The organism is Pseudomonas sp. MF08831, from assembly GCF_059862645.1.
On the sequence record NZ_JCBCUX010000001.1, the window covers coordinates 351,260 to 373,081 of the forward strand.

The following is a 21,822-nucleotide window of genomic DNA, read 5'->3' on the forward strand; positions in this document are numbered from 1 at the left end:
CACGTGAGTCAATTCTTCCAGATTCATCCGGAAAACCCTCAAGCGCGCCTGATTAAACAGGCCGTGGAGATCATCCGCGCCGGCGGCGTGGTGATCTACCCAACCGACTCGTCCTACGCCATTGGTTGCCAAATCGGCGACAAGAACGCGGTGGAACGGGTCAGACGCCTGCGTGACCTGGACAAGAATCACAACTTCGCACTGATTTGCAGCGACCTGTCCCAACTTGGGCTGTTTGCGAAGGTCGACACCGGCACCTTTCGTCTGCTCAAGGCCCATACGCCGGGGCCCTACACCTTTATCCTCAACGCCACCCGCGAAGTACCGCGTTTGTTGCTGCACCCCAAAAAGCGCACCATCGGCCTGCGTGTGCCGGAGCATCCGATTGCCCTGGCGTTGCTGGCTGAACTGGGCGAGCCGCTGATGAGTGTGTCGTTGATCCTGCCCGGTGAAGAAGAGCCGCTGTACGACCCGTACGAAATGCGCCGCCTGCTGGAAAAACACGTCGACTTGATCATCGACGGTGGCTACGGCGGCAACAAGGCCTCCACCGTGATCAACCTGGCCGACGGCGAGCCGGAAGTGGTGCGTGTGGGTTGCGGCGATCCGACGCCGTTCATGGTCGAGGCCTGAATGTCGGTCGTCGAAACCGTCGACAGCCAGGCCGGCGCCCAGCAGGAACTGCCGTTTGCCATGGTCTATGGCCAGGCGGTCCTGGAAATGCCGCTGGACCTGTACATCCCGCCGGACGCCCTGGAAGTGTTCCTTGAAGCCTTCGAAGGCCCGCTGGACTTGCTGCTGTACCTGATCCGCAAGCAGAACATCAATATCCTCGACATCCCGGTGGCGGAAATCACTCGCCAGTACATGGGGTATGTCGAGCTGATGCAGACCGTGCGCCTGGAGCTGGCCGCCGAGTACCTGGTGATGGCCGCGATGCTCGCCGAGATTAAGTCGCGCATGCTGTTGCCGCGCTCGGAGACCATCGAAGCCGAAGAGGACGACCCGCGCGCCGAACTGATCCGTCGCCTGCAAGAGTACGAACGTTTCAAGGCCGCCGCCGAAGGCATCGACGGCCTGAGCCGCGTTGGCCGTGACGTGGTCGTGCCCAAGCTCGACGCCCCGGAAGCCCGGGCGCGCAAGCTGCTGCCGGATGTGAGCCTGGAAGAATTGCTGATGTCCATGGCCGAAGTGCTGCGCCGGGGCGACATGTTTGAAAGCCACCAGGTCAGTCGCGAGGCGCTGTCGACCCGCGAGCGCATGAGCGATGTACTCGAACGTCTCAAGGGCGGCGGGTTTGTACCCTTTGTCGAGTTATTCACCAAAGAAGAAGGGCGCCTGGGGGTGGTGGTGACCTTTATGGCGATCCTTGAGCTGGTCAAGGAATCCTTGGTCGAGCTGGTCCAGAATGAGCCTTTTGCGGCTATCCACGTGCGGGCGCGAGCCGAATAACGAGCTGAATCGATGAATTTGACTGAACCCCGCGAACTGGCGCCGCTGCTGGAAGCCTTTCTCCTGGCCTCGGGTAAACCGCAATCCCTTGAGCGCCTGTTCGAACTCTTTGAAGAGGCCGAGCGCCCCGAGCCACCGGTGTTCAAGAAGGCATTGGAGATCCTGCGCAAGTCCTGCGATGGCCGCGCCTTTGAGCTGCGCGAAGTGGCGTCGGGTTATCGCCTGCAGATCCGTGAGAAGTTTTCCCCCTGGGTCGGCCGTCTGTGGGAAGAGCGTCCACAGCGTTATTCGCGGGCGATGCTGGAGACCATGGCGCTGATCGCCTATCGCCAGCCAATCACCCGGGGCGAAATCGAGGACGTGCGCGGTGTGGCGGTCAACAGCCATATCGTCAAGACATTGCTGGAACGTGAGTGGATCCGCATCGTCGGCTACCGCGATGTGCCCGGCAAACCGGCGATGTTTGCCACCACCAAGGTGTTCCTCGACCACTTCAACCTGAAAAACCTGGATGACCTGCCGCCGCTCGCCGAACTGCGCGAGATGGAGGCCGAACCGGTATTGGATTTCGACGACGCACCGGTTCCTGCCAGCCTGCAGGAACTCGCCGACGCCACGGCCGAGCCGGAAGAGCCGAAGGACGAGACCAGTTTCCATACGTTGTTGCTCGAATTGGACGACATGGAGCAGGGGATCAAGACCGACTTCGATGACTTGCTGCGTGACGGTGCGAGTGAACCGCAAACCCAGGTGAACGGTGAAACCGCGCCCGAGGTCGAAGTTGAACCGGAACCGGAACCGGAACCGGAACCGGAACCGGAACCGGAACCGGAACCGGAAGCCGAGCCAGAACCGGAGCCCGAGGACGACATCCTTGGCGTGGCTGAAGCCCGCGAGAAACTCCTGGCTGCCGTCGCCGCCCTCGAACAACCGCCGTTGAGCGACGAGGAAGACGAAGCCCGGGCGCTGGCCGAGGCCATCGAAAACGAACGCCGCCAACTCGAAGACTGACGCACTTCGATGTGGGAAGGGGCTTGCCCCCGATAGCAGTGCCCCAGTGACAAAAATGCAGGCTCACACACTGCATCGGGGGTAAGCGCCCTTGCCACATTGGATCTCCATTGTCTGGATTGTCTGGGAGAAAACATGAGTTCCACCAAAGACCCGTGCATCAGCATCTGCAAATTCAGCGACGATATCTGCGTCGGCTGTGGCCGCAGCAAGCGCGAAATCCGCGCCTGGAAGAAGCTCGACAAGGTCGACAAGCGCACGGTATTGGCCGAAGCCGAGCTGCGCCTGTTGGCGTTGGGCGCCACCGGTCGGCGGAAAAGCAAATGACTGCGCCTTAATCGACTAGTCTGTGATGCGCAACGCGCGCCATGCGCGTATGATTCGCGACCCTTTGGCGACGTATTCGCCCAAAGCCCCGCTTTCAACACTCCTCAGGCCACGCCTGAATCGACCCACCGGGAGGTGCTTAAGATGAACGACCAAGACCAGAACGACAGCCAGGAAATCGGCCCAGCAGGCGAAAAACTGCAAAAGGTGCTGGCGCGTATCGGCGTGGGCTCGCGCCGCGACGTCGAAGCCTGGATCACCCAGAAGCGCATCAAGGTCAACGGCGTTGAAGCCACCCTTGGCCAGCGCGTCGACCTGCACGATGCAATCACCATTGATGGCAAGGTCATCAAGCGTGAAGAGGCCGCCGAATCGGTGCGCCGCGTCATCATGTACAACAAGCCTGACGGCGAGATCTGCACCCGTGACGACCCGGAAGGCCGTCCGACCGTGTTCGACAAAATGCCCAAGCCGAAAGAAGGCCGCTGGATCAACATCGGCCGTCTGGACATCAACACCACCGGTTTGCTGATGTTCACCACCGACGGCGAGCTGGCCAACCGCCTGATGCACCCGTCCTACGAGATGGACCGTGAATACGCCGTGCGTGTACGCGGTGAAGTCGATGACGAGATGATCGAGCGCTTGAAAGCGGGCGTCGTCCTTGAAGACGGCCCGGCCAAGTTCACCGACATCAAGCAGGCACCAGGCGGCGAAGGTTTCAACCATTGGTACCACTGCGTGGTGATGGAAGGCCGTAACCGTGAAGTGCGTCGCCTGTGGGAATCCCAGGGCCTGGTAGTCAGCCGCCTGAAACGCGTGCGTTTCGGCCCGGTGTTCTTGAACTCCGACCTGCCGATGGGCCGCTGGCGCGAAATGAGCCAGTACGAGGTCGATATCCTCAGCGCTGAAGTTGGCCTGACGCCGGTTGCCATGCCGCAGATGAACGCCAAGAGCAAAGACAAGCTTGAGCGTATGCAGCGTAAATCGTCGCGTCCTGTGGCCCGTACCGAACGTGTTGCCCGCACCCTGCGCCCTGCGCTGAATGCGCCGGCCACCGGCGGTCGCATCTCGCGTGAGCCGCACATCGAAGGCGAGCGTCGCCCAACCGCGCCGTCCCGCCAGGAAGGCGAGCGTGGCCCTCGCACCCCGCGTCCTGCGCGTGGCGGCGAAGCACCAAGCGGCGGCCGCGGCAACCGTGGTGAAGGCCGTGGTGCTCCGGCATCCGACCGCCCAGCCGACAGCGCCAGCACCAAGCGTCCAGCCAAGCCGGCAGCGAACAAGCGTCCTGGGCCGAAACTGGTCGCGGACGAGCCGTCGGGCAAGCGCCGTGGCGCCCCGGCCGGTTCGGGCCAGCGTCCTGGTTTTGGTCGCAAGAAGCCGCAGTGATGTAAGTGCTGCACAAAAAAACGCCAACCCTCGGGTTGGCGTTTTTTTTGCCATGAAATACGGTCAAAAATGTGGGAGCGGGCTTGCTCGCGAATGCGGTGCATCAGTCAGTACATCGGGTGACTGACACTGCGCATTCGCGAGCAAGCCCGCTCCCACATTTGTATCTCCAGTGTTTCTGAATTTTGTGCTCAGAACGCAAACGTTCCATCAAACACCGGCTTGTCATCCAGCGCCAACACGCCGCTGGCAAAGATCAAATCCAGGTGATGACTGCCTTTCTGCCCGCCGCCCAAGCCCAGGTGCAAGCCGCAATGGCGCTCCTCGAACCCGGCATTGCGCGCGTACAAATCCTTGACCCCTTCATTGGTGCCAATCCCCAGCTCTTCCACGCGACGGTTAGACGGGTTGGCATTCAAGTACTTGTTGAAATCGTCCGCCAAGCCCGGCACATCGCTGGCCACGCTGCAAATCGTCGAGTTCTCGATCCACAGCTCCAGCGGTGATTGCAGTACGCCGTATTTGCGCGCAAACGGGATGGTGCTCAGAAACGTGCCGACAAACCGCACCTGGCCGTTGATGGCCTCGCTGTGCGTGGCGATCTCGCCCGGCGCCAGGTCATGGTTGCCGACGCCATTGATATTGGTCCACTTCTTGATGCTGCTCATCGGCGCTTCCAGGCGCGAGCCGTGTTTGTCGGTAAAGCTCAGCACGTTGGCCTGGGACATGCGTCGGATCAGCGTGGCGTTGAGGTCGGCAATGCGTTGCGGCTCGACGCTGAAGGTGTCGTAGAAATAGTCGCCGTAATCCTTGAACAGCAGGGATTTCTTCCAGTGCTCGGCCATCACCTCCTGCAGGGCGCGGATAAAGTCCGGGCCTTCGGCGCGTGGGTTGGGCAGGGTCGAGGAATCGTAGAGAAACAGGTACAGGTCACAGGTTTCGATGGCCTGGGCCAGGGTGTCGCTGGCGGCCAGGTCCAGGCGCTGCAACTGGAAATTGAATCGGGCGGCGCTGCCGTGGGTGATCGCCTGGGCAATGGCGTCATAGCGCTCGGTGTGGCCCAGCAGCACGGTTGGGCGGCTCAGGCCATCGAGGGCCGGGTGATGCGCAAGGTAGTAGAGAAAGTGTTCGACGGCGCGGGCCTTGTCCATGACGTGTGTCCTTCTGTGCCTGGGGTAAGGGGGCAGGTGCCGTGCACAACACCTGCCGGTTGCCTGCCGGGTATTAGAAAGGCCACATCGCGGTGCCAAAGGGCACAACGGCATCAGCTTGCATCATTTCAACGGCGGCCTCATGGGTCGGCGCTTCAAACCAATCGTCGAGTTGCAGTTCGGTTTCCAGGTCGTTTTCCAGTGCTTGCATGGTGTATCTCCTAGAGGACGTTGTTTGAGAACGGCTTGCCAACGGGCTTCGCTGGCAAGTGAAAGAACCTAGGAGAGTGTGTTTCAGAATGCAAAATATTTATTGACACGGTCTCATTTGGATTTTTTCTTCTGTTTTTTAGCGGCGGTTTTTTATTCAGAAAAAACAACGGACTGGCGAAGCTAATTTGTAGGATTTTTCATACTGACATTTTTCCGTTTTCTTACGGATCAAGCGCGGCTGTAACGCTTATTTTCCGGGCTGTAACGATTAATTTACGATAAACACGCGCGCTCATTGAGCACCCTGGTGCTGTAAGGAATGCCTGACAGATTGTCACAGGCGCGCCCCGAGGGCGGCCCGAAGCTGTCGAGCGGTGTACAATGCGCCGCGTTTTACTGTGACTCCCTTGCGTACCTACGCAAAAGGCCAAGACCTCAGGGTTTATCCACCCTGATCACTCCGCCTGGCCACGAGCCGGACGGGTTCGATTTCGTCACAGATAAAAACAAACAGGTGACGCATGACCGTTAGAAAGACGCTGTACTCCTGGTGCCTGCGCTGGGGTTTGAGCGGCGCTGCTTGAGTCGAGATTCAAGGCAGCAACGTGCATTCAACATCATCAAACCTTGCGTGAGACCCTTTTCATGAGTGGACCCCATTCCTCTTCAGGCGAGCTGAAACGCGGCCTGAAAAATCGGCATATCCAGTTGATCGCCCTCGGTGGCGCCATCGGCACCGGCCTGTTCCTGGGCTCGGCCGGGGTGCTTAAATCAGCCGGGCCGTCGATGATCCTGGGCTACGCCATCTGCGGCTTTATCGCCTTCATGATCATGCGCCAGCTCGGCGAGATGATCGTCGAAGAGCCGGTCGCCGGCTCCTTCAGCCACTTTGCCCATAAGTACTGGGGCGGTTTCGCCGGCTTCCTGTCGGGCTGGAACTGCTGGATTCTGTACATTCTGGTGGGCATGTCGGAGCTGACGGCGGTCGGCAAATACGTGCACTACTGGTGGCCGGAGATCCCGACCTGGGTCTCGGCGGCAGCGTTCTTCGTGCTGATCAATATGATCAACCTGGCCAACGTCAAAGTCTTCGGCGAGGCCGAGTTCTGGTTTGCCATCATCAAGGTAGTGGCCATCGTCGGCATGATCGCCCTGGGCAGCTACCTGCTGGTCAGCGGCAGTGGCGGGCCGCAAGCCTCGGTGAGCAACCTGTGGGACCACGGCGGTTTCTTCCCGCATGGCGTCAGCGGTTTGGTGATGGCCATGGCGATCATCATGTTCTCGTTCGGCGGCCTGGAGATGCTCGGTTTTACCGCAGCCGAAGCTGACCAGCCGCGAACCGTGATCCCAAAAGCGATCAATCAGGTGATCTACCGCATCCTGATTTTCTACATCGGCGCGCTGGTGGTGCTGTTGTCGCTGACACCGTGGGACAGCCTGCTGGCAACCCTCAATGCGTCCGGCGATGCCTACAGCGGCAGCCCGTTCGTGCAGGTGTTTTCGATGCTGGGCAGCAACACTGCCGCGCACATCCTTAACTTTGTGGTGCTGACCGCAGCGCTGTCGGTGTACAACAGCGGCACCTACTGCAACAGCCGCATGCTGCTGGGTATGGCCGAGCAGGGCGATGCGCCCAAAGCCCTGGCGAAGATCGACAAGCGTGGCGTACCGGTGCGTTCGATCCTCGCGTCGGCGGCGGTCACCCTGGTGGCGGTGCTGATGAATTACCTGATCCCGCAACACGCGCTCGAGCTGCTGATGTCGCTGGTCGTGGCCACGCTGGTGATCAACTGGGCGATGATCAGCTTCTCGCACGTAAAATTCCGCCAGCACATGGACCGCACCGGCCAGGTGCCGCTGTTCAAAGCGCTGTGGTACCCGTACGGCAACTACGTTTGCCTGGCGTTCGTGGCGTTTATCCTGGTGATCATGCTGATGATTCCGGGCATTCAGGTCTCGGTGTACGCGATTCCGGTATGGGTGGCGTTCATGGGGCTGTGCTACTGGATCAAGAACAAGCGCAGCGCTGAAGCGGCGTTGACCACGGCGAGTGCGGCGTTGAAGTAAGCCGTGTTGCCTCAACAGAAAACCCGGCGCCTTGCCGGGTTTTTTGTCGGCGCCGACAGGGTAGACTCGCGCCTTCTTTTTCATCGACCCTTGCCCGGAGGCTTCATGCAGCACATCGATATCGACGGCGGCAGCTTGCAGCGCGATGAGGTGCAAGACCTGATCGACCAGCACCGCGGGCCGTTGCGCTTGATGGGCGTCGATTTGAGCGGGGCAGACCTGTCGCGGATGGTGCTGGAGCATTGGGTGTTCGAGCGCTGCACACTGGCGCAAACCTCTTTTCTCGGTGCGCGCCTGGAAGGCACGCAGTGGAAAAGTTGCCGGGCCGGGCACGCCGTGTTCGAGGCGGCCAACCTGCTCGAGGCGCAATTGATCAGCTGCGACCTGAACAACACCCGTTGGCAGCGCAGCAAGTTATCCCAAGCCAATTTCACGCAGTGCAAACTGACGGGCGCCAACTTCACCCATTGCGCGTCCCTGGGCCTGAGCTTCAGCGAAACCTTGCTCAACAGCGCGTTCTTGTCCGGCCTGTCGTTTGCCCGAACCGTGCTCAATAATCTGGATTTTTCCGACAGCGACTTGTCGGATGCAGACTTTCGCAAGGCCGAACTGATCGACTGCAGCCTCGCCCACGCCCGCATCAACGGTGCCAATTTTGCCGGCGCTGACTTGCGGGGCGCGGATTTGAGCGGCTTTCGCCTCAATGATGCCAAACTGTTCAAAGGCGCCGTGATTTCCAAAGCCCAGGCGTCGATGTTGTTATCCGAATTGGGCTTGTCCGTTGCCTAAGGTTTTTGAGTGATGCTGGTAATTTCCAACAACGTGCACCTGCCCGATGCCGAGATCGAGCTGACCGCCATCCGCGCCCAGGGCGCCGGTGGGCAGAACGTCAATAAGGTATCGAGCGCGGTGCACCTGCGGTTTGATATTCCGGCGTCGTCGTTGCCGGACTTTTACAAGGAACGGCTGCTGGCGCTGCGCGACAGCCGTATCACCAGTGAAGGCGTGCTGGTGCTCAAGGCCCAGCAATACCGGACCCAGGAACAGAATCGCGCGGATGCGCTGGAGCGCCTGGTGGAGTTGATCCTCAGCGCCACCAAGGTCGAGAAGAAGCGCCGCCCGACCAAGCCCACCCTGGGCTCGAAGAAGCGCCGCCTGGAATCCAAGACCAAGCGCGGCAGCATCAAGGCCGGGCGCGGCAAGGTCGACTTTTAAGCGTCGCGCGCTTCGCGGGCCTTGGGCGCTTGCCGATACAGGTACAGGCTCAGCAGCAAGCCACCTGCGGCGGCGAGCGCGGCGAACAGAAAGATTGAGGCAAAGCCGAAACCCGCCGCCACCGCACCCGCCAACGGGCCGGTGATGCCCAACGACAAGTCGATAAACAGCGAATAAGCCCCCACTGCCGAGCCCCGGCTGGAGGCTGGCACCAGGTTGACCGCCTCCACCCCCAACGCCGGAAACACCAGGGAAAAGCCGAACCCGCTCAACGCCGCACCGGCCAGGGCGAGGTGGGCGTCAGGGGCCAGCCACAGCAACAGCAACCCGAGGATTTCCACGGACAGGCAAGCAATCGCCACGCGAAAGCCGCCGATCCGGTTGATCAAATTGCCGAACAGCAGGCGCGCGCCGATGAAGCTGGCGCCGAACAGGCTCAGTGCCCACACGGCGTTGTCCCAGTGCTGGGTGGTGTAATACAGGGTGATAAAGGTGGCGATGGTGCCAAAGCCGATCGAGCCCAGGGCCAACGCGCAGCCGTGGGGCAGCACGCGGCCCAGCACGTTCATGAACGGCAGGCGCACACCGGCCACAATCGGCGCTGCGACTTTATTCCAGGCCAGAAACACGCCGAGCACCGCCAGCAGAATGATGCTGACGCCCATGCTCCACAATCCGAAATGGCTCACCAGCACCACCCCAAGCGGTGCGCCGACGGCCAGTGCGCCGTAACTGGCGATGCCGTTCCATGAAATGACTTTGGCGGTATTGGCCGCGCCGACCCGGCCAATGCCCCAGCCGATGGCGCCCGAACCCACCAGGCTTTCGGCGCTGCCGAGCACCAGTCGGCCGATGAGCAGGCTGATCAGGCTTACAGCCGGCAGGCTCGAAAACCACGCGGCAAGCAACATGAATACGCCACTCAGGCCGCAGCCCACCAGGCCGATCAACACCGCGCGCTTGCTGCCCAGGTTGTCGATGATTTTGCCGGCATACGGGCGGCTCAGCAGCGTGGCCAGGTACTGCACGCTGATCACCAGGCCGGCAATCACCGCGCCGTAGCCCAGTTCACTGTGGACATAGCCTGGCAACACGGCCAGGGGAATGCCGATATTGAGGTAACCGATAAAGGTAAACAGCACGATGGAAACGACTTGCAGCGTGACCGCCATGGGGCGCTGGGTATCTGGCATGGGAGAGGTCCACTGTCGCAGCAGGTAAAGATAGGCTGCTAATGATACCGGCGCTGACGCCTCGCGGGGCGGCAAAACGCAAAAACTTCAGATTACCGACAGATCAGGGTTTGGCAGGCGTCAGCATTTGCGTGGTCACCAGGGCGGCCAGGGCGTTTTCCTGGGTGCCGAAGCGCTCGAGCAGTAGCGCCTGTTTTTCAGGGCTGAGGCGGTGCCACACGTCGATCATTTGCAGCGCTGCGTCGAGTACAGCGGCGTCGGGGGTGTCGGGGAGGGTATCAGTCATGGCGGGCATCTCGGGTGATTCAGGCAGTGTGGAAAGCGCTCAAAGGTGCGCTTTCCACACGGTCTGGTACGGCGTCAGTCCTGGCTTTTGCTGTCGACTGGTTGTGCTTCTTTGGTCTCAGGCTGTTTGTCGCTGGCTTGCTGCGGTGTTGGCTGCTCTGTTGGGTGCAGGCTTGGGAAGGGGAGATTAGGTATCTCGTGCATCGTCGTCGCTCCTCGCAAGGTCTGTTTAATCAATCGCAGTGTGATTGCGCGCTCTCAAAAAGCCTTGGCAGGATACAGCACTGAAAATGACAAAAAGAATTTTATGTCGACGTATGTACGAATTTTCATTCTTTAGGCAAGTGACAAGAGGTCACACCTCTAAGGACGCCCCTTAAAAGGCGCCCTGTTCAAAAAGGGACTTTGCCCAAGATCATGTCGCGGTACATCACAAAGTCGCCCAAGAGGCTGTAGAGCGGGTGTTGGAAGGTCGCCGGGCGGTTCTTTTCGAAGAAGAAGTGGCCGATCCAGGCGAAGCTGTAACCGGCGATGGGCAACGCCAGCAGCAGCCCCATCGAACCTTTGCCGATGGCGTACGCCAGGATGCCAATCACCAGCGTGGTGCCGATGAAGTGCAAGCGCCGGCATGTGCTGTTGCCGTGTTCACTCAGGTAGTAAGGATAGAACTCGGCGAAGCTATTGAATTGTTTGACGTTTTCCACGTTGGCCGGCCCTTGGGTGGTTGTACCGCCTTACAGATGTTCGGCGGGGAGCTTATTTGAGTCTAGAGTGATCAGTGGTAACAGCCAGTGACAATAGATGCCACTTTAGTATCCTTGGCTTCCTGGCTGCCGTTAAGCCTGCTTTTTTAAGAAGACGCCATGAGCGAACGAACAACTTCTGCAAGCTGGGCGATGGGGATAGTCAAGGCGTTGGAAATGGACGGCCTGGACTGCCGAGTGCTGTTCAAGCAGTTGGGCCTGGACTACGCCGCCCTCAGTGACCCTGACGCGCGTTTCCCTCAGGACTCGATGACGCGGCTGTGGCAACGGGCAGTTGAGCTGTCGGGCAACCCGGCGATCGGCCTGAACATGGGCAAGGTTGTTCGCCCGGCGTCGTTTCATGTGGCCGGTTATGCGCTGATGTCCAGCAACACGTTGGCCGAGGGCTTTATGCGCCTGGTGCGTTATCAGCGCATCATCGCCGAAAGTGCCGACTTGAGCTTCCGACTCTTACCTGAAGGCTATGCGCTGATTCTGACGGTGCACGGCGACCACTTGCCACCGACTCGCCAGAGCGCCGAAGCCTCGCTGGCCAGTGCTTTGGCATTGTGCGGCTGGCTGACCGGCCGCACCTTGCAACCGCGCAAAGTGCTGCTGCAAGGCGATCAGCCGGCGGACCTGACGCCTTACAAACAAGCCTTCCATGCACCCCTGGAATTCAACGCACCCTATGACGCGCTGATTTTTGAGCAGGCCGACATGGATGCGCCGTTGCCCACGGCGAACGAAGCCATGGCGTTGCTGCATGATCGGTTTGCCGGTGAATATCTCGCGCGTTTTTCCGAGAGCCGCGTGACCCACAAGGCGCGGCAAGTGCTGTGCCGTCTGCTGCCCCAGGGCGAACCCAAACGCGAAGTGGTCGCCCAGACCTTGCACCTGTCCCAGCGCACCTTGCAGCGGCGCTTGCAGGAGGAGGGCACCAGTTTCCAGACATTGCTCGACGACACCCGCCGCGAACTCGCCGAGCAGTACCTGGCGCAGCCGAGCATGACCCTGCTGGAAATTGCCTACCTGTTGGGGTTCGCCGACCCGAGCAATTTTTTCCGCGCGTTCCGCCGTTGGTTCGATGCCACGCCCGGCGAATACCGGGCGCGGTTGCTCGAGGCGTCGACGGTCAGTGCCGCCAAAACGCCGGAATGCACAGAACAAAGACTGTAATGATCTCCAGTCGGCCCAGCAGCATGCCGAACGACAGGATCCACTTGGCCGCATCCGGCAGGCTGGCGAAGTTACCGGCCGGGCCGATGGTTTCGCCCAGGCCCGGGCCCACGCCGGAAACGGTGCTGGCCGCGCCAGTCAATGCGGTCATCCAGTCCAGCCCCAGCAGCGACAGTGCCAGGGCAATGGCGCAGATGGTGATGGCGAAGAAGAACGAAAAGGTCAGGATCGAACGCACGATCTCTTCGTCGAGGCGGTGGCCGTTGTACTTCTGCTTGATCACCGCGCGCGGGTGAATCAGCTGGTTCAAGTTGGCCTTGAGCAGGATATAGGCAACCTGGAAGCGGAAGATCTTGATCCCGCCCGCCGTGGAGCCCGAGCAGCCGCCAACAAAGCCCAGGTAGAAGAACAGCATGAGTGAGAAGTTGCCCCAGATGCTGTAGTCCCCGAGTGCAAAACCGGTCGTCGTCACCACCGACGTGACGTTCACCGCCACGTGGCGCAGCGCATCGAACCACGGCAGGTCGGTGGTCCACCAGTACCAGGTGCCCAGTACCAGCCAGGTCACCAGCAGCAACCCGAGCAAGCCTTGCACCTGTTGATCCTTGATCAGCGCCCGACGGTTGCCGCGCAAGGTGGCGACATACAGGGTGAAGGGCAAGCTGCCGAGGATCATCACCACCACGGCGACCCAGTGCACCGCCGGTTGTTTCCAGTGGGCCAGGGACTCATCGGAGGTGGAAAACCCGCCGGTGGAAATAGCCGACATCGCGTGGTTGATCGCATCGAACAAGCCCATCCCGGCCCACCAGAACGCCAGGCTGCCGAGGATGGTGATGCCCACATACGCGGCCACAATCAGGCGCGCCACCATGTGCGAGCGCGGCATGACTTTTTCCGAGCGATCCGAGGACTCGGTCTGGAACAGGCGCATGCCACCAATGCGCAGCAGTGGCAGGATCGCCACCGCCATGCCGATAAAGCCGATGCCGCCCAGCCAGTGCAGCAGCGAGCGCCACATCAGGATGCCCGGTGACATGCTGTCCAGCCCGCTCAAGACGGTGGAGCCGGTGGCGGTAATGCCCGACATGCTTTCGAAAAAGGAGTCGGAGTAGCTGATGTGCTGGGTCAGTAAAAACGGCAGCGCGGCGAACACGCAGACCACCAGCCAACTGCTGACGGTCAGCAGGTACATGTCTCGGGGGCGCAGGTGCACGTGTTCGGGGCGGCCAGGAATGACCAGCGCCAGACCTGCGAGAAAGGTGATCAGGCTGGCCCACAGAAACGAGGGCAGGTCGCTGGTGCGTTCGAAAATCACCAGGGTGGCCATCGGAATGACCATGGCGATCGCGAGGGTGATCAGGAAGATGCCGATGATGAAACCGATGATGCGTAGGGTCGGCAACGCCATGAAGAAAGCTCGGGTGTTGGGAGAGTGGCGCCATTCTACCCGCGGTGCAGGGCTTGTAAACCGGGGCTTGGGAGCGACGTCGATCAAATGTGGGGTTTGTGGTGGTCATCGGGCTCCATATAGGCGGGCATAAAAAAGGCGACCCGAAGGTCGCCTCATTCAACGCGGCACGGATCAGAACTCGTGGTCAGCGTTATCCGGGTTCAAGTCGCTGATACCCAGCTTGCCCGCCGCCGCTTCAATCGAACCGGTCTGCTTGACCAGCGCGGCGATGGCGTCACGCACGATCTGGTTGCCTGCGTCGTTACCCGCGGCGATCAGTTGGTCGTAGTGCTCGCCCTTGTTGGCGTGGTCAACCATGACCTGGATCTTCGCTTCGGTCGACGCCAGGTCAGCCTTCAGCGTGGTGTCGGCGGCCGGATCAGCTTTGGCCACCAGGGACGACAAGCTCGGCCCCGTCATCTTGGTGCCGTCAGTGCGGGTGTACTCGCCCAGGTAAACGTTACGAATACCCTTGGCATCGTAGAAGTGCGAGTTGTGGGTGTTGTCGCTGAAGCAGTCCTGCTCGTCTTCCGGCGAGTTGGCTTCCAGGGACACCTTCATGCGCTCACCGGCTAGCTCGCCGAGGGACAGGCTGCCCATGCCGAACAACATTTTGCGCAGGCCGTCGGTGGCCGGTTCGGCCTCCAGGGTGGCGCGGTAGTTGTCTTCGACGTTGGGTTTCCAGTTGCCGACCATTTCTTCCAGGTCGCTGACCAGCAGCTGAGTGACCGCGCGCAGGTAGGTGCGACGACGCTCGTTGTTGCCGCCGGTGGCACCGTCACCGGTCATGTAGTCCGACGCAGGGCGGTTGCCCGCGCCTGGGCCGGTGCCGTTGAGGTCCTGGCCCCACAGCAGGAACTCGATGGCGTGGTAGCCGGTGGCGACGTTGGCCTCGGAACCGCCCAGCTCATTGAGGCTGGCGAGTTTTTCCGGGGTGATTTCTTTCACGTCGACCTTGTCTTCGCCCACTTGGATCTCGGTGTTGGCGATGATGTTGGCGTTGGCGCCTGGGTTACCCAGGGCGTGTTCGTAGGATTTGTCGACATAGTCGATCAGGCCTTCGTCCAGCGGCCAGGCGTTAACTTGGCCTTCCCAGTCGTCGATGATGGTGTTGCCGAAGCGGAACACTTCGCTCTGCAGGTACGGCACGCGCGAGGCGATCCAGGCGGTACGGGCCGCTTTGAGGGTGTCGTCGTTCGGATTGGCGAGGAAGGTGTCGATTGCGGTTTGCAGGGTTTTTGCGGTGGATTCGGCATCGCTGTACACCGCGAACACCATGTCAGCGTAATGCGCGACCACGGCCTTGGCGGCCGCTTCGTCGACCTGGCCTGCTGGGGTGGCAGCCGCTGGAGCGGTGGTGCTGGCAGCCGGGGTCGGCGCTTGGGGCGCGGCGGCCTTGTCTTTACCTTCGCCGCAACCGGCGAGAGAAATGGCAATGGCCAGCAGACTGGCGGTGGCCAGGGGCATACGAATCATGGCGAACATCCTGCTTCGGTTGTTGATAGGGCGCGCGGAGGAGCGCAAAAACTGCGACATAATGCGAAAGATTTGCATTTTGTGTAAAGGTTTATACGAGGGAAATATTTAGTATTGTTTTGAGCGATCAGAGAATCGCAGCGTTGTTGCGCTCGGACTGTTTCAGATACGCCGCCAACTCCCGCGCTGGCAGCGGTTTGCTGTAGTGATAGCCCTGGCCCTCGTGGCAGCCCTCGGAAATGATGTAGGCCTCTTGCTTGGCGGTTTCCACGCCTTCGGCGATCACCTGCATGCCCAGGCTTTTGCCCAGTTGGATAATGGCGCGCACGATGGTTGCGTCGTCGTCGTCATCGAGCAGGTCCTGGACGAAGCTCTTGTCGATCTTGATCTTGTCCAGTGGCAGGCTTTTCAGGTAGCTGAGGGACGAATAGCCGGTGCCGAAGTCATCAATCGCAATCAGCGCCCCGGAACGGCGCAGGCTCAGCAAGTGCTGGGCGGCGGTGCTGATGTCTTCCATCAGGCCGGTCTCGGTCACTTCCAGTTCAAGGCTGCGCGGCGGCAGGCGGTAAATCTGCATCAGGTTGTTGACCACCCGCGGCAGCTCGGTGTGGTGCAACTGCACGGTGGACAGGTTGACCGCCATGCGCAGGGTGGTGAAGCCCAGGTCATGCCATTCGCGCAATTGCCGGCAGGCCTGGTCGAGTACCCATTCGCCAATCGGAATAATGGTGCCGTTCTGTTCGGCCAACGGGATGAACAAATCGGGCGGCACCAGGCCGTGTTCCGGATGCTGCCAGCGGATCAAGGCTTCCACGCCCACCACGCGGTGGTCGCGGTAGCTGATCTGCGGTTGGTAGACCAGGTGAAACTGGTCGCGGCTGAGGGCGTCGCGCAGGTCTTTTTCCAGCTCGCGGCGTCGGCGCATTTCACTGTCGACGCTGGCGATATAGAACTGATAGCGGTTGCGCGAGCGGCTCTTGGCCAGGGTCATGGTCTGTTCGGCTTTTTGCAGCAGCTTCTCGGTGCTGTCGCCGTCTTCCGGGAACAACGTGATGCCGATGGTCGCACGCAGGCGAATCTGCTCATGCTCGAGGGCAAATTCGGCTTCCAGGTCATCCAGGATGCTTTGTGCCAGTTCGGCGGCTTCGTAAGGTTGGTCGATATCCGCCTGCACCAGCGCGAACTGATCGCCGCCCAGCCGGGCCAGGGCGCCGAGGCGGCCGCTGTGGGCGCGCAAGCGATCGGCCAGGGCCAGCAGCAGTTTGTCGCCGGCCTGATAAGTGAACTGTTCGTTGACGCTTTTGAAGTCATCCAGGCCTACGCACAACACCGCAACGCGGCGCTGTCGGCGGCCGGCGTCGATCAGGATCTTGTCCAGTTGCTCCTGCAATTTCTGGCGATTGGGCAGGCCGGTGAGGAAGTCGTACTGGGCCATGCGCAGCAGGCTCGATTCTGCCTCGTGCCGCAGGTGGGTATTGCGTTCGATGGATTCGAGCAACTGGTTGGCGGTGTTGATCCACAGCCCCAGCTCGTTGCGTTCATGGCCTTTGATTTGGGGGATCTTGTGTTCGCTGGGCCGGTCCGGGTTGATCGACGTCAGGTGCTCGATAATCCGTGACAACGGCTTGGTCAGCAGCCAGTGATAGACCAGGTACAGCACCAGCCCCATGGCCAGGGCGCGCAGTACGCCGGAAATAAAGATGATCACCGAGCTGACCAGAAAACCTTTGCCATAGGTGGCCGTGTCCAGGGTGATGCTCAAGTCACCGTAATACTCGCTGTAGGGGCCTTTGCCGACCAATGATGTGGTAAAGGTGCGCTCCTGGCCCAGAATCAGGTCGGTCAGCCAGCGGGTGGGCGATTGCTGTAATGCGCGGCTTTTTTCGGCGAGCATGGTTTCGTTGGGATGACCGATGGAGGCCATGCGCACGGCATCGTCCTGAAACAGGCCTTCGATCACCTGCATGCCCATCTCGCGGTCCAGGCTGTAGACCGCCTGCGTCGAGGGGTCGCGAAACATGTCGAGGATGCGCTGGGCATCGCCGGCCACGGCCTGGCGCGTCTTGTAGGCATCGAAAACGATCTGCGCCACGCTCAGCGCAACGCCCACGATCAATGCCGACAGCAGCACCACCCGTAGCAACTTCACCGACAAGCTGTTTTTGAGTTCCAGCTTCAAAGGGGCATTCCTTGTTCCATGCGGGTGGCCTCAATATGCCATGAGTATTGGCAATCTCGTGATGGCAGTCAAAGGAACATTAGGGCATCGGCAGGTTTGACAAGGAACTTAAGAGGGGCGCTGGGGCGAGGCGGACATGGATCCGCCTGCCTTGAGCAATTCCCGCGGGCGCAGCGGATGCGCTGGGAACTGACGCTTTTTTACGCGACGTTGATGTTGACGGTGCTGGTGGTGGATTCGCTGTTCGAAAAATTCACACGTTCCTTGTTATGCATGGCTTCATGCGCAATCTTGTTTTGATCACCTTCACCTTGCTTGTTGCCAGATTGCGACTGAGCCATTTGACCGGCCGCTTTAGCGAGCTCGGTCACAGCCTTGAGACCCTCTTGGGCCAAACCGGCAACCATAGGGAGCATGGATGTTATTGCGCCGATGGTCATAGTAATTTCTCCGACAGGTACGAGAGGCGAATTCCTCACACTGTCTACGTGGCAAGATCTGCGCACCGAGTTCCAGCCACCAGAGCACAATTCGCTGCCCATAAAAAAGCCCGGCACTATGGCCGGGCTCTCTTTACCGCAAGCGTTGCTTAGGCAGTGAAGGTCTTGCCTTCGAACTGCTCAGCCACGAACTTCCAGTTGACCAGGTTCCAGAACGCTTCCACATACTTTGGACGCACGTTGCGGTAGTCGATGTAGTAAGCGTGTTCCCAGACGTCGCAGGTCAGCAGCGGGGTGTCGCCGCTGGTCAGCGGGTTGCCGGCGCCGATGGTGCTGGCCAGAGCCAGGGAACCGTCAGCCTTTTTCACCAGCCAGCCCCAACCGGAACCGAAGGTGCCGACGGACGTCTTGGTGAACTCTTCTTTGAACTTGTCGAACGAACCGAAAGCGGCGTTGATAGCCTCAGCCAGTGCGCCGGTGGGTTGGCCGCCGGCGTTTGGCGCCAGGCAGTTCCAGTAGAAAGTGTGGTTCCAGACCTGAGCGGCGTTGTTGAAGATGCCGCCCGAAGAAGACTTGACGATTTCTTCCAGGGTCTTGCCTTCGAACTCGGTGCCTGGCACCAGGTTGTTCAGGTTCACGACATAGGTGTTGTGGTGCTTGTCGTGGTGGTATTCCAAGGTTTCCTTGGAAATGTGCGGCTGCAGGGCATCGTGTGCGTAGGGCAGCGGCGGCAATTCGAAAGCCATGATGATTCTCCTAATCAGGTCAGTTGCGGTGAGCGCAAGGCCGATCACGGGCGGCCAAACAAGCGCCGGGGAGTTTGTACTCTTTGCGGCGCAGGGTCCGGATCATAGCACCGGGGGTGCAGCAAAACCACGCAACAACTGTGTGGGATAGAGGTTCCAGAGCGTTTTGGAATATTCATCAAGCACTGATCAGTTGATACGCCACGCTGAACATCATCGCTGCCACCAGAAAGTCCAACAGCCGCCACGTAGCGGGGCGCGCGAGCCAGGGTGCCAGCCACGCAGCGCCCAATGCCAGTGTGGCAAACCACAGGAATGACGCGCTGGCGGCACCGGCTACGTAGGCGCCGGGTTCAGTTTGTTGAGCGCCCAATGAGCCAATCAACAGCACGGTGTCCAGGTACACATGCGGGTTGAGCAGGGTCACCGCCAGGGCGCTGAGCAGCACCGCGCGCAGCGAACGCACCTTGAGGTTTTCGCCCTGTTGCAGGCTTTGCCTGGAACAGGCCCGGCGCAACGCCAGGGTGCCGTACCACAGCAGGAAGGCCGCACCACCCCAGCGGGCGATTGCCAGCAGCAGCGGGTTCTGCGCCAGCACCGTGGCCAGGCCGAATACCCCGGCTGCTACAAGTATTGCGTCGCACACGATGCACAGCGCAGCTACTGGCAAGTGGTGTTCACGGCGCAGGCTTTGCGCCAGCACAAACGCATTCTGGGTGCCGATCGCCATGATCAGGCCGAGGGCCACAAGCAGCCCGTTCACATAGCTTTGCCACATAAGGGTTACTCCGCGTTTGCTGCCAAGTGGCGCAATACATCCATGGCCCGCTCAGCATCGCTGCGGCCGACAAACAGGTGGTCGTGGTAGTAACCGGCGATCACGTTGCAACTGATGCCGGCTTTGCCCAGCGCGCTGGCGAAGGCTGCGGTTAAACCCACGGCTTCCAGGGCGGAGTGCACGTTCAAGGTGATCCACGCAGCGACATAGTCAAACGCCAGCCCGGCGTGCTCTGCCTGTTGGCGCTCAAGGATCAGTGTCAGGCCTTCCTGTTCGCGAAAGCTGCCGATCACGTCGCACCCTTGCGGCACGCGCTGATCGGGCAGGGTGCAGAACACATAATCGCCTTCATTGAGGTGCGGGCTCATGCTGCGCAGCAGGGTTGCCAGGGCGGTTTCACCAGCCATGTGAGAATTCCTTGATAGAGAGAAGCAATGCTGGTCATTCTCGCGGGCTACGCTGTATAAGAAAAACCAATATTGCTGATCGCTCATTAGAGAAACTGATGTTCGACTATAAATTGCTGTCTGCATTGGCCGCGGTGGTGGAACAGGCCGGCTTTGAACGTGGCGCCCAGGTGTTGGGGTTGTCGCAGTCGGCGATCTCTCAACGCATCAAGTTGCTTGAGGCGCGTATCGGTCAGCCGGTGTTGGTGCGGGCCTCGCCGCCGACGCCCACCGACATCGGCCGGCGCCTGCTCAACCACGTGCAACAGGTGCGCTTGCTGGAGCGCGACCTGCAAAGCCAGGTGCCGGCGCTGGACGAGGAGGGCATGCCCGAGCGTTTGCGCATCGCGCTGAATGCCGACAGCCTCGCCACCTGGTGGGCCGAGGCGGTCAGCGACTTTTGCGCCGAGCAGCATTTGCTGCTGGACCTGGTGGTAGAAGACCAGACTGTTGGCCTCAAGCGCATGCGCGCCGGTGAAGTGGCGGCCTGTATTTGCGCCAGCGAGCGCCCCGTGGCTGGCGCGCGCAGCCTGTTGCTCGGTGCCATGCGTTATCGCGCGTTGGCGAGCCCTGCGTTTATTGCGCGGCATTTCCCTGAGGGCGTGCGTGCCGACCAGTTGGCGCGAACACCGGCGCTGGTGTTCGGCCCGGATGATTTCCTGCAACACCGTTACCTGGCTTCTCTGGGAGTCGATGGCGGTTTCGAGCACCATTTATGCCCTTCGTCCGAAGGCTTTATCCGTTTGACCGAAGCCGGCCTGGGCTGGGGGCTGGTGCCCGAATTACAGGTGCGCGAACAGCTGCAAACCGGCGTATTGGTCGAGTTGTTGCCAGATAAGCCCATCGACGTGCCGTTGTACTGGCATCATTGGCGCAGTGGCGGGCAACTGTTGGGCTTGTTGACCGACCATTTGGCCCAGGCATGTGGCCAATGGTTGGTGCCCTATCAGCAGTAACAAGCGTCAAGCTGCAAGCTGCAAGAGAAAAGCTTGCGGATCGTTTTTAACTTGTGGCTTGAAGCTTGACGCTGGCAGCTGCATCCGTAGGAGGCTACATGAAGATTCTGGTCACCGGCGCAAGCGGCTTCATCGGCGGGCGCTTCGCGCGGTTCGCTCTGGAGCAAGGCCTGGACGTACGGGTCAACGGGCGGCGCGCCGAAGGTGTGGAACACCTGGTACGGCGCGGTGCCGAGTTTATCCAGGGTGATTTGAATGATGCCGACCTGGTGCGCGATCTGTGCCGAGACGTCGAAGCCGTGGTGCATTGCGCCGGCGCCGTCGGGCTGTGGGGCAAGTATCAGGACTTCCATCAAGGCAATGTGCTGGTCACTGAAAACGTCGTCGAAGCCTGTCTCAAGCAGCGCGTCGGCCGGCTGGTGCACCTGTCGTCGCCGTCGATCTACTTTGACGGGCGTGATCACCTGGGGCTGACCGAAGAGCAAGTGCCGAAGCGCTTCAAGCACCCGTATGCCGCTACCAAATACCTGGCGGAACAGAAGGTGTTCGGTGCCCAGGAGTTCGGCCTGGAAGTGCTGGCCTTGCGCCCGCGCTTTGTCACGGGCGCCGGTGACATGAGCATTTTTCCGCGCCTGTTGAACATGCAGCGCAAGAACCGCCTGGCCATCGTCGGCGATGGCCTGAACAAGGTCGATTTCACCAGCGTGCACAACCTCAACGAAGCGTTGCTCAGCAGTTTGCTGGCGACCGGCTCGGCGCTGGGCAAGGCCTACAACATCAGCAATGGCGCGCCCGTGCCGGTGTGGGACGTGGTCAACTACGTGATGCGCCAGATGGACATGCCCCAGGTCACGCGTTATCGGTCTTACGGCTTGTCCTACAGCGTGGCCGCGTTGAACGAGGCATTCTGCGCGATGTGGCCGGGGCGTCCGGAGCCAGCGTTGTCGCGCTTGGGCATGCAGGTGATGAACAAAGATTTCACCCTCGACATCAGCCGCGCGAGGCATTATCTCGACTACGAGCCCAAGGTCAGCCTGTGGACCGCCCTCGACGAATTCTGCAGCTGGTGGAAAGCTCAAGATCCGGGGCTCAGGTAATTTCACAACCGGCAATACATCGGGAA

23 protein-coding genes are annotated in these 21,822 nt (G+C 60.5%); 11 read left to right on the forward strand and 12 right to left on the reverse strand.

The features are described 5' to 3' along the window. Window positions 1-3 precede the first annotated feature (3 nt). The 5 genes from AC19YS_RS01635 to rluB all read left to right on the forward strand — a co-directional run bounded on the left by AC19YS_RS01635 (window position 4) and on the right by rluB (window position 4,179). The gene (locus tag AC19YS_RS01635) at window positions 4-633 is read left to right on the forward strand and encodes an L-threonylcarbamoyladenylate synthase (RefSeq protein ID WP_106578417.1); all 630 of its coding nucleotides are present in this window, start codon (window positions 4-6) and stop codon (window positions 631-633) included. Then, window positions 634-1,452 carry a segregation and condensation protein A gene (locus AC19YS_RS01640; RefSeq protein WP_106578418.1) on the forward strand — a complete coding sequence of 273 codons (819 nt, stop codon included), beginning with the start codon at window positions 634-636 and terminating at the stop codon, window positions 1,450-1,452. 12 nt (window positions 1,453-1,464) lie between these two features. Beyond that, the gene (gene scpB, locus AC19YS_RS01645; protein ID WP_500600733.1) at window positions 1,465-2,463 is read left to right on the forward strand and encodes an SMC-Scp complex subunit ScpB; all 999 of its coding nucleotides are present in this window, start codon (window positions 1,465-1,467) and stop codon (window positions 2,461-2,463) included. Window positions 2,464-2,598: 135 nt separating this feature from the next. Beyond that, window positions 2,599-2,790, forward strand: a complete 192-nt coding sequence (locus AC19YS_RS01650; protein WP_005790815.1) for a DUF1289 domain-containing protein — start codon at window positions 2,599-2,601, stop codon at window positions 2,788-2,790. Between the two features lie 144 nt (window positions 2,791-2,934). Then, complete coding sequence (rluB, locus tag AC19YS_RS01655; protein ID WP_106578420.1) at window positions 2,935-4,179, forward strand: 23S rRNA pseudouridine(2605) synthase RluB; 1,245 nt, start codon at window positions 2,935-2,937, stop codon at window positions 4,177-4,179. Window positions 4,180-4,370: 191 nt separating this feature from the next. Here rluB and AC19YS_RS01660 read toward each other — a convergent pair whose 3' ends face one another. Next, on the reverse strand, window positions 4,371-5,330 hold the full coding sequence (locus AC19YS_RS01660) for a CgnE/CgnB domain-containing protein (RefSeq protein ID WP_200622977.1): 960 nt from the start codon (window positions 5,328-5,330) through the stop codon (window positions 4,371-4,373). A 73-nt stretch (window positions 5,331-5,403) separates the two neighbouring features. Beyond that, entirely contained in the window at window positions 5,404-5,541 is a 138-nt protein-coding gene (locus tag AC19YS_RS01665) for a hypothetical protein (protein WP_003175756.1), read from the reverse strand. Window positions 5,542-6,188: 647 nt separating this feature from the next. Between AC19YS_RS01665 and AC19YS_RS01670 the strand changes: the two genes are divergently transcribed. The 3 genes from AC19YS_RS01670 to arfB all read left to right on the forward strand — a co-directional run bounded on the left by AC19YS_RS01670 (window position 6,189) and on the right by arfB (window position 8,825). Continuing rightward, window positions 6,189-7,610 (forward strand): amino acid permease, encoded by a 1,422-nt coding sequence (locus AC19YS_RS01670; protein WP_106578423.1) that lies wholly within the window; start codon window positions 6,189-6,191, stop codon window positions 7,608-7,610. Between the two features lie 105 nt (window positions 7,611-7,715). Further along, window positions 7,716-8,399 carry a pentapeptide repeat-containing protein gene (locus tag AC19YS_RS01675; RefSeq protein ID WP_106578424.1) on the forward strand — a complete coding sequence of 228 codons (684 nt, stop codon included), beginning with the start codon at window positions 7,716-7,718 and terminating at the stop codon, window positions 8,397-8,399. 12 nt (window positions 8,400-8,411) lie between these two features. Beyond that, window positions 8,412-8,825, forward strand: coding sequence for an alternative ribosome rescue aminoacyl-tRNA hydrolase ArfB (arfB, locus tag AC19YS_RS01680; protein WP_034109044.1), 414 nt, complete (start codon window positions 8,412-8,414; stop codon window positions 8,823-8,825). Here the strand turns inward: arfB and AC19YS_RS01685 are convergent. From AC19YS_RS01685 to AC19YS_RS01695, 3 genes are all read right to left on the reverse strand, one after another. After that, on the reverse strand, window positions 8,822-10,018 hold the full coding sequence (locus tag AC19YS_RS01685; protein WP_106578425.1) for an MFS transporter: 1,197 nt from the start codon (window positions 10,016-10,018) through the stop codon (window positions 8,822-8,824). The two genes, arfB and AC19YS_RS01685, sit on opposite strands and share 4 nt — an antisense overlap. A gap of 103 nt (window positions 10,019-10,121) precedes the next feature. Continuing rightward, complete coding sequence (locus AC19YS_RS01690; RefSeq protein WP_169367492.1) at window positions 10,122-10,304, reverse strand: hypothetical protein; 183 nt, start codon at window positions 10,302-10,304, stop codon at window positions 10,122-10,124. Between the two features lie 391 nt (window positions 10,305-10,695). Then, entirely contained in the window at window positions 10,696-11,007 is a 312-nt protein-coding gene (locus tag AC19YS_RS01695; protein ID WP_106578427.1) for an Mpo1-like protein, read from the reverse strand. 159 nt (window positions 11,008-11,166) lie between these two features. Here AC19YS_RS01695 and AC19YS_RS01700 point away from each other — a divergent pair, with 159 nt between their 5' ends. Then, a complete protein-coding gene (locus AC19YS_RS01700) occupies window positions 11,167-12,225 on the forward strand; it encodes an AraC family transcriptional regulator (protein WP_106578428.1) in 1,059 nt (352 codons plus the stop codon). Here the strand turns inward: AC19YS_RS01700 and AC19YS_RS01705 are convergent. From AC19YS_RS01705 to AC19YS_RS01735, 7 genes are all read right to left on the reverse strand, one after another. After that, the gene (locus AC19YS_RS01705) at window positions 12,182-13,636 is read right to left on the reverse strand and encodes a TrkH family potassium uptake protein (protein WP_200622972.1); all 1,455 of its coding nucleotides are present in this window, start codon (window positions 13,634-13,636) and stop codon (window positions 12,182-12,184) included. The two genes, AC19YS_RS01700 and AC19YS_RS01705, sit on opposite strands and share 44 nt — an antisense overlap. A gap of 174 nt (window positions 13,637-13,810) precedes the next feature. Further along, the gene (locus AC19YS_RS01710; protein ID WP_106578430.1) at window positions 13,811-15,154 is read right to left on the reverse strand and encodes an imelysin family protein; all 1,344 of its coding nucleotides are present in this window, start codon (window positions 15,152-15,154) and stop codon (window positions 13,811-13,813) included. Window positions 15,155-15,281: 127 nt separating this feature from the next. Next, on the reverse strand, window positions 15,282-17,333 hold the full coding sequence (locus AC19YS_RS01715) for a putative bifunctional diguanylate cyclase/phosphodiesterase (RefSeq protein ID WP_200622971.1): 2,052 nt from the start codon (window positions 17,331-17,333) through the stop codon (window positions 15,282-15,284). Between the two features lie 200 nt (window positions 17,334-17,533). Next, window positions 17,534-17,773, reverse strand: a complete 240-nt coding sequence (locus AC19YS_RS01720) for a hypothetical protein (RefSeq protein WP_200622970.1) — start codon at window positions 17,771-17,773, stop codon at window positions 17,534-17,536. Between the two features lie 149 nt (window positions 17,774-17,922). Continuing rightward, window positions 17,923-18,519, reverse strand: coding sequence for a superoxide dismutase (locus AC19YS_RS01725; RefSeq protein ID WP_003212997.1), 597 nt, complete (start codon window positions 18,517-18,519; stop codon window positions 17,923-17,925). 178 nt (window positions 18,520-18,697) lie between these two features. Continuing rightward, the gene (locus AC19YS_RS01730) at window positions 18,698-19,297 is read right to left on the reverse strand and encodes a LysE/ArgO family amino acid transporter (RefSeq protein ID WP_119741464.1); all 600 of its coding nucleotides are present in this window, start codon (window positions 19,295-19,297) and stop codon (window positions 18,698-18,700) included. 5 nt (window positions 19,298-19,302) lie between these two features. Further along, on the reverse strand, window positions 19,303-19,704 hold the full coding sequence (locus tag AC19YS_RS01735) for an ACT domain-containing protein (protein ID WP_200622969.1): 402 nt from the start codon (window positions 19,702-19,704) through the stop codon (window positions 19,303-19,305). Between the two features lie 98 nt (window positions 19,705-19,802). Between AC19YS_RS01735 and AC19YS_RS01740 the strand changes: the two genes are divergently transcribed. Beyond that, on the forward strand, window positions 19,803-20,699 hold the full coding sequence (locus AC19YS_RS01740) for a LysR family transcriptional regulator ArgP (protein WP_200622968.1): 897 nt from the start codon (window positions 19,803-19,805) through the stop codon (window positions 20,697-20,699). Window positions 20,700-20,797: 98 nt separating this feature from the next. After that, window positions 20,798-21,796 (forward strand): NAD-dependent epimerase/dehydratase family protein, encoded by a 999-nt coding sequence (locus tag AC19YS_RS01745; RefSeq protein WP_119741470.1) that lies wholly within the window; start codon window positions 20,798-20,800, stop codon window positions 21,794-21,796. The last annotated feature ends 26 nt before the right edge of the window (window positions 21,797-21,822 follow it).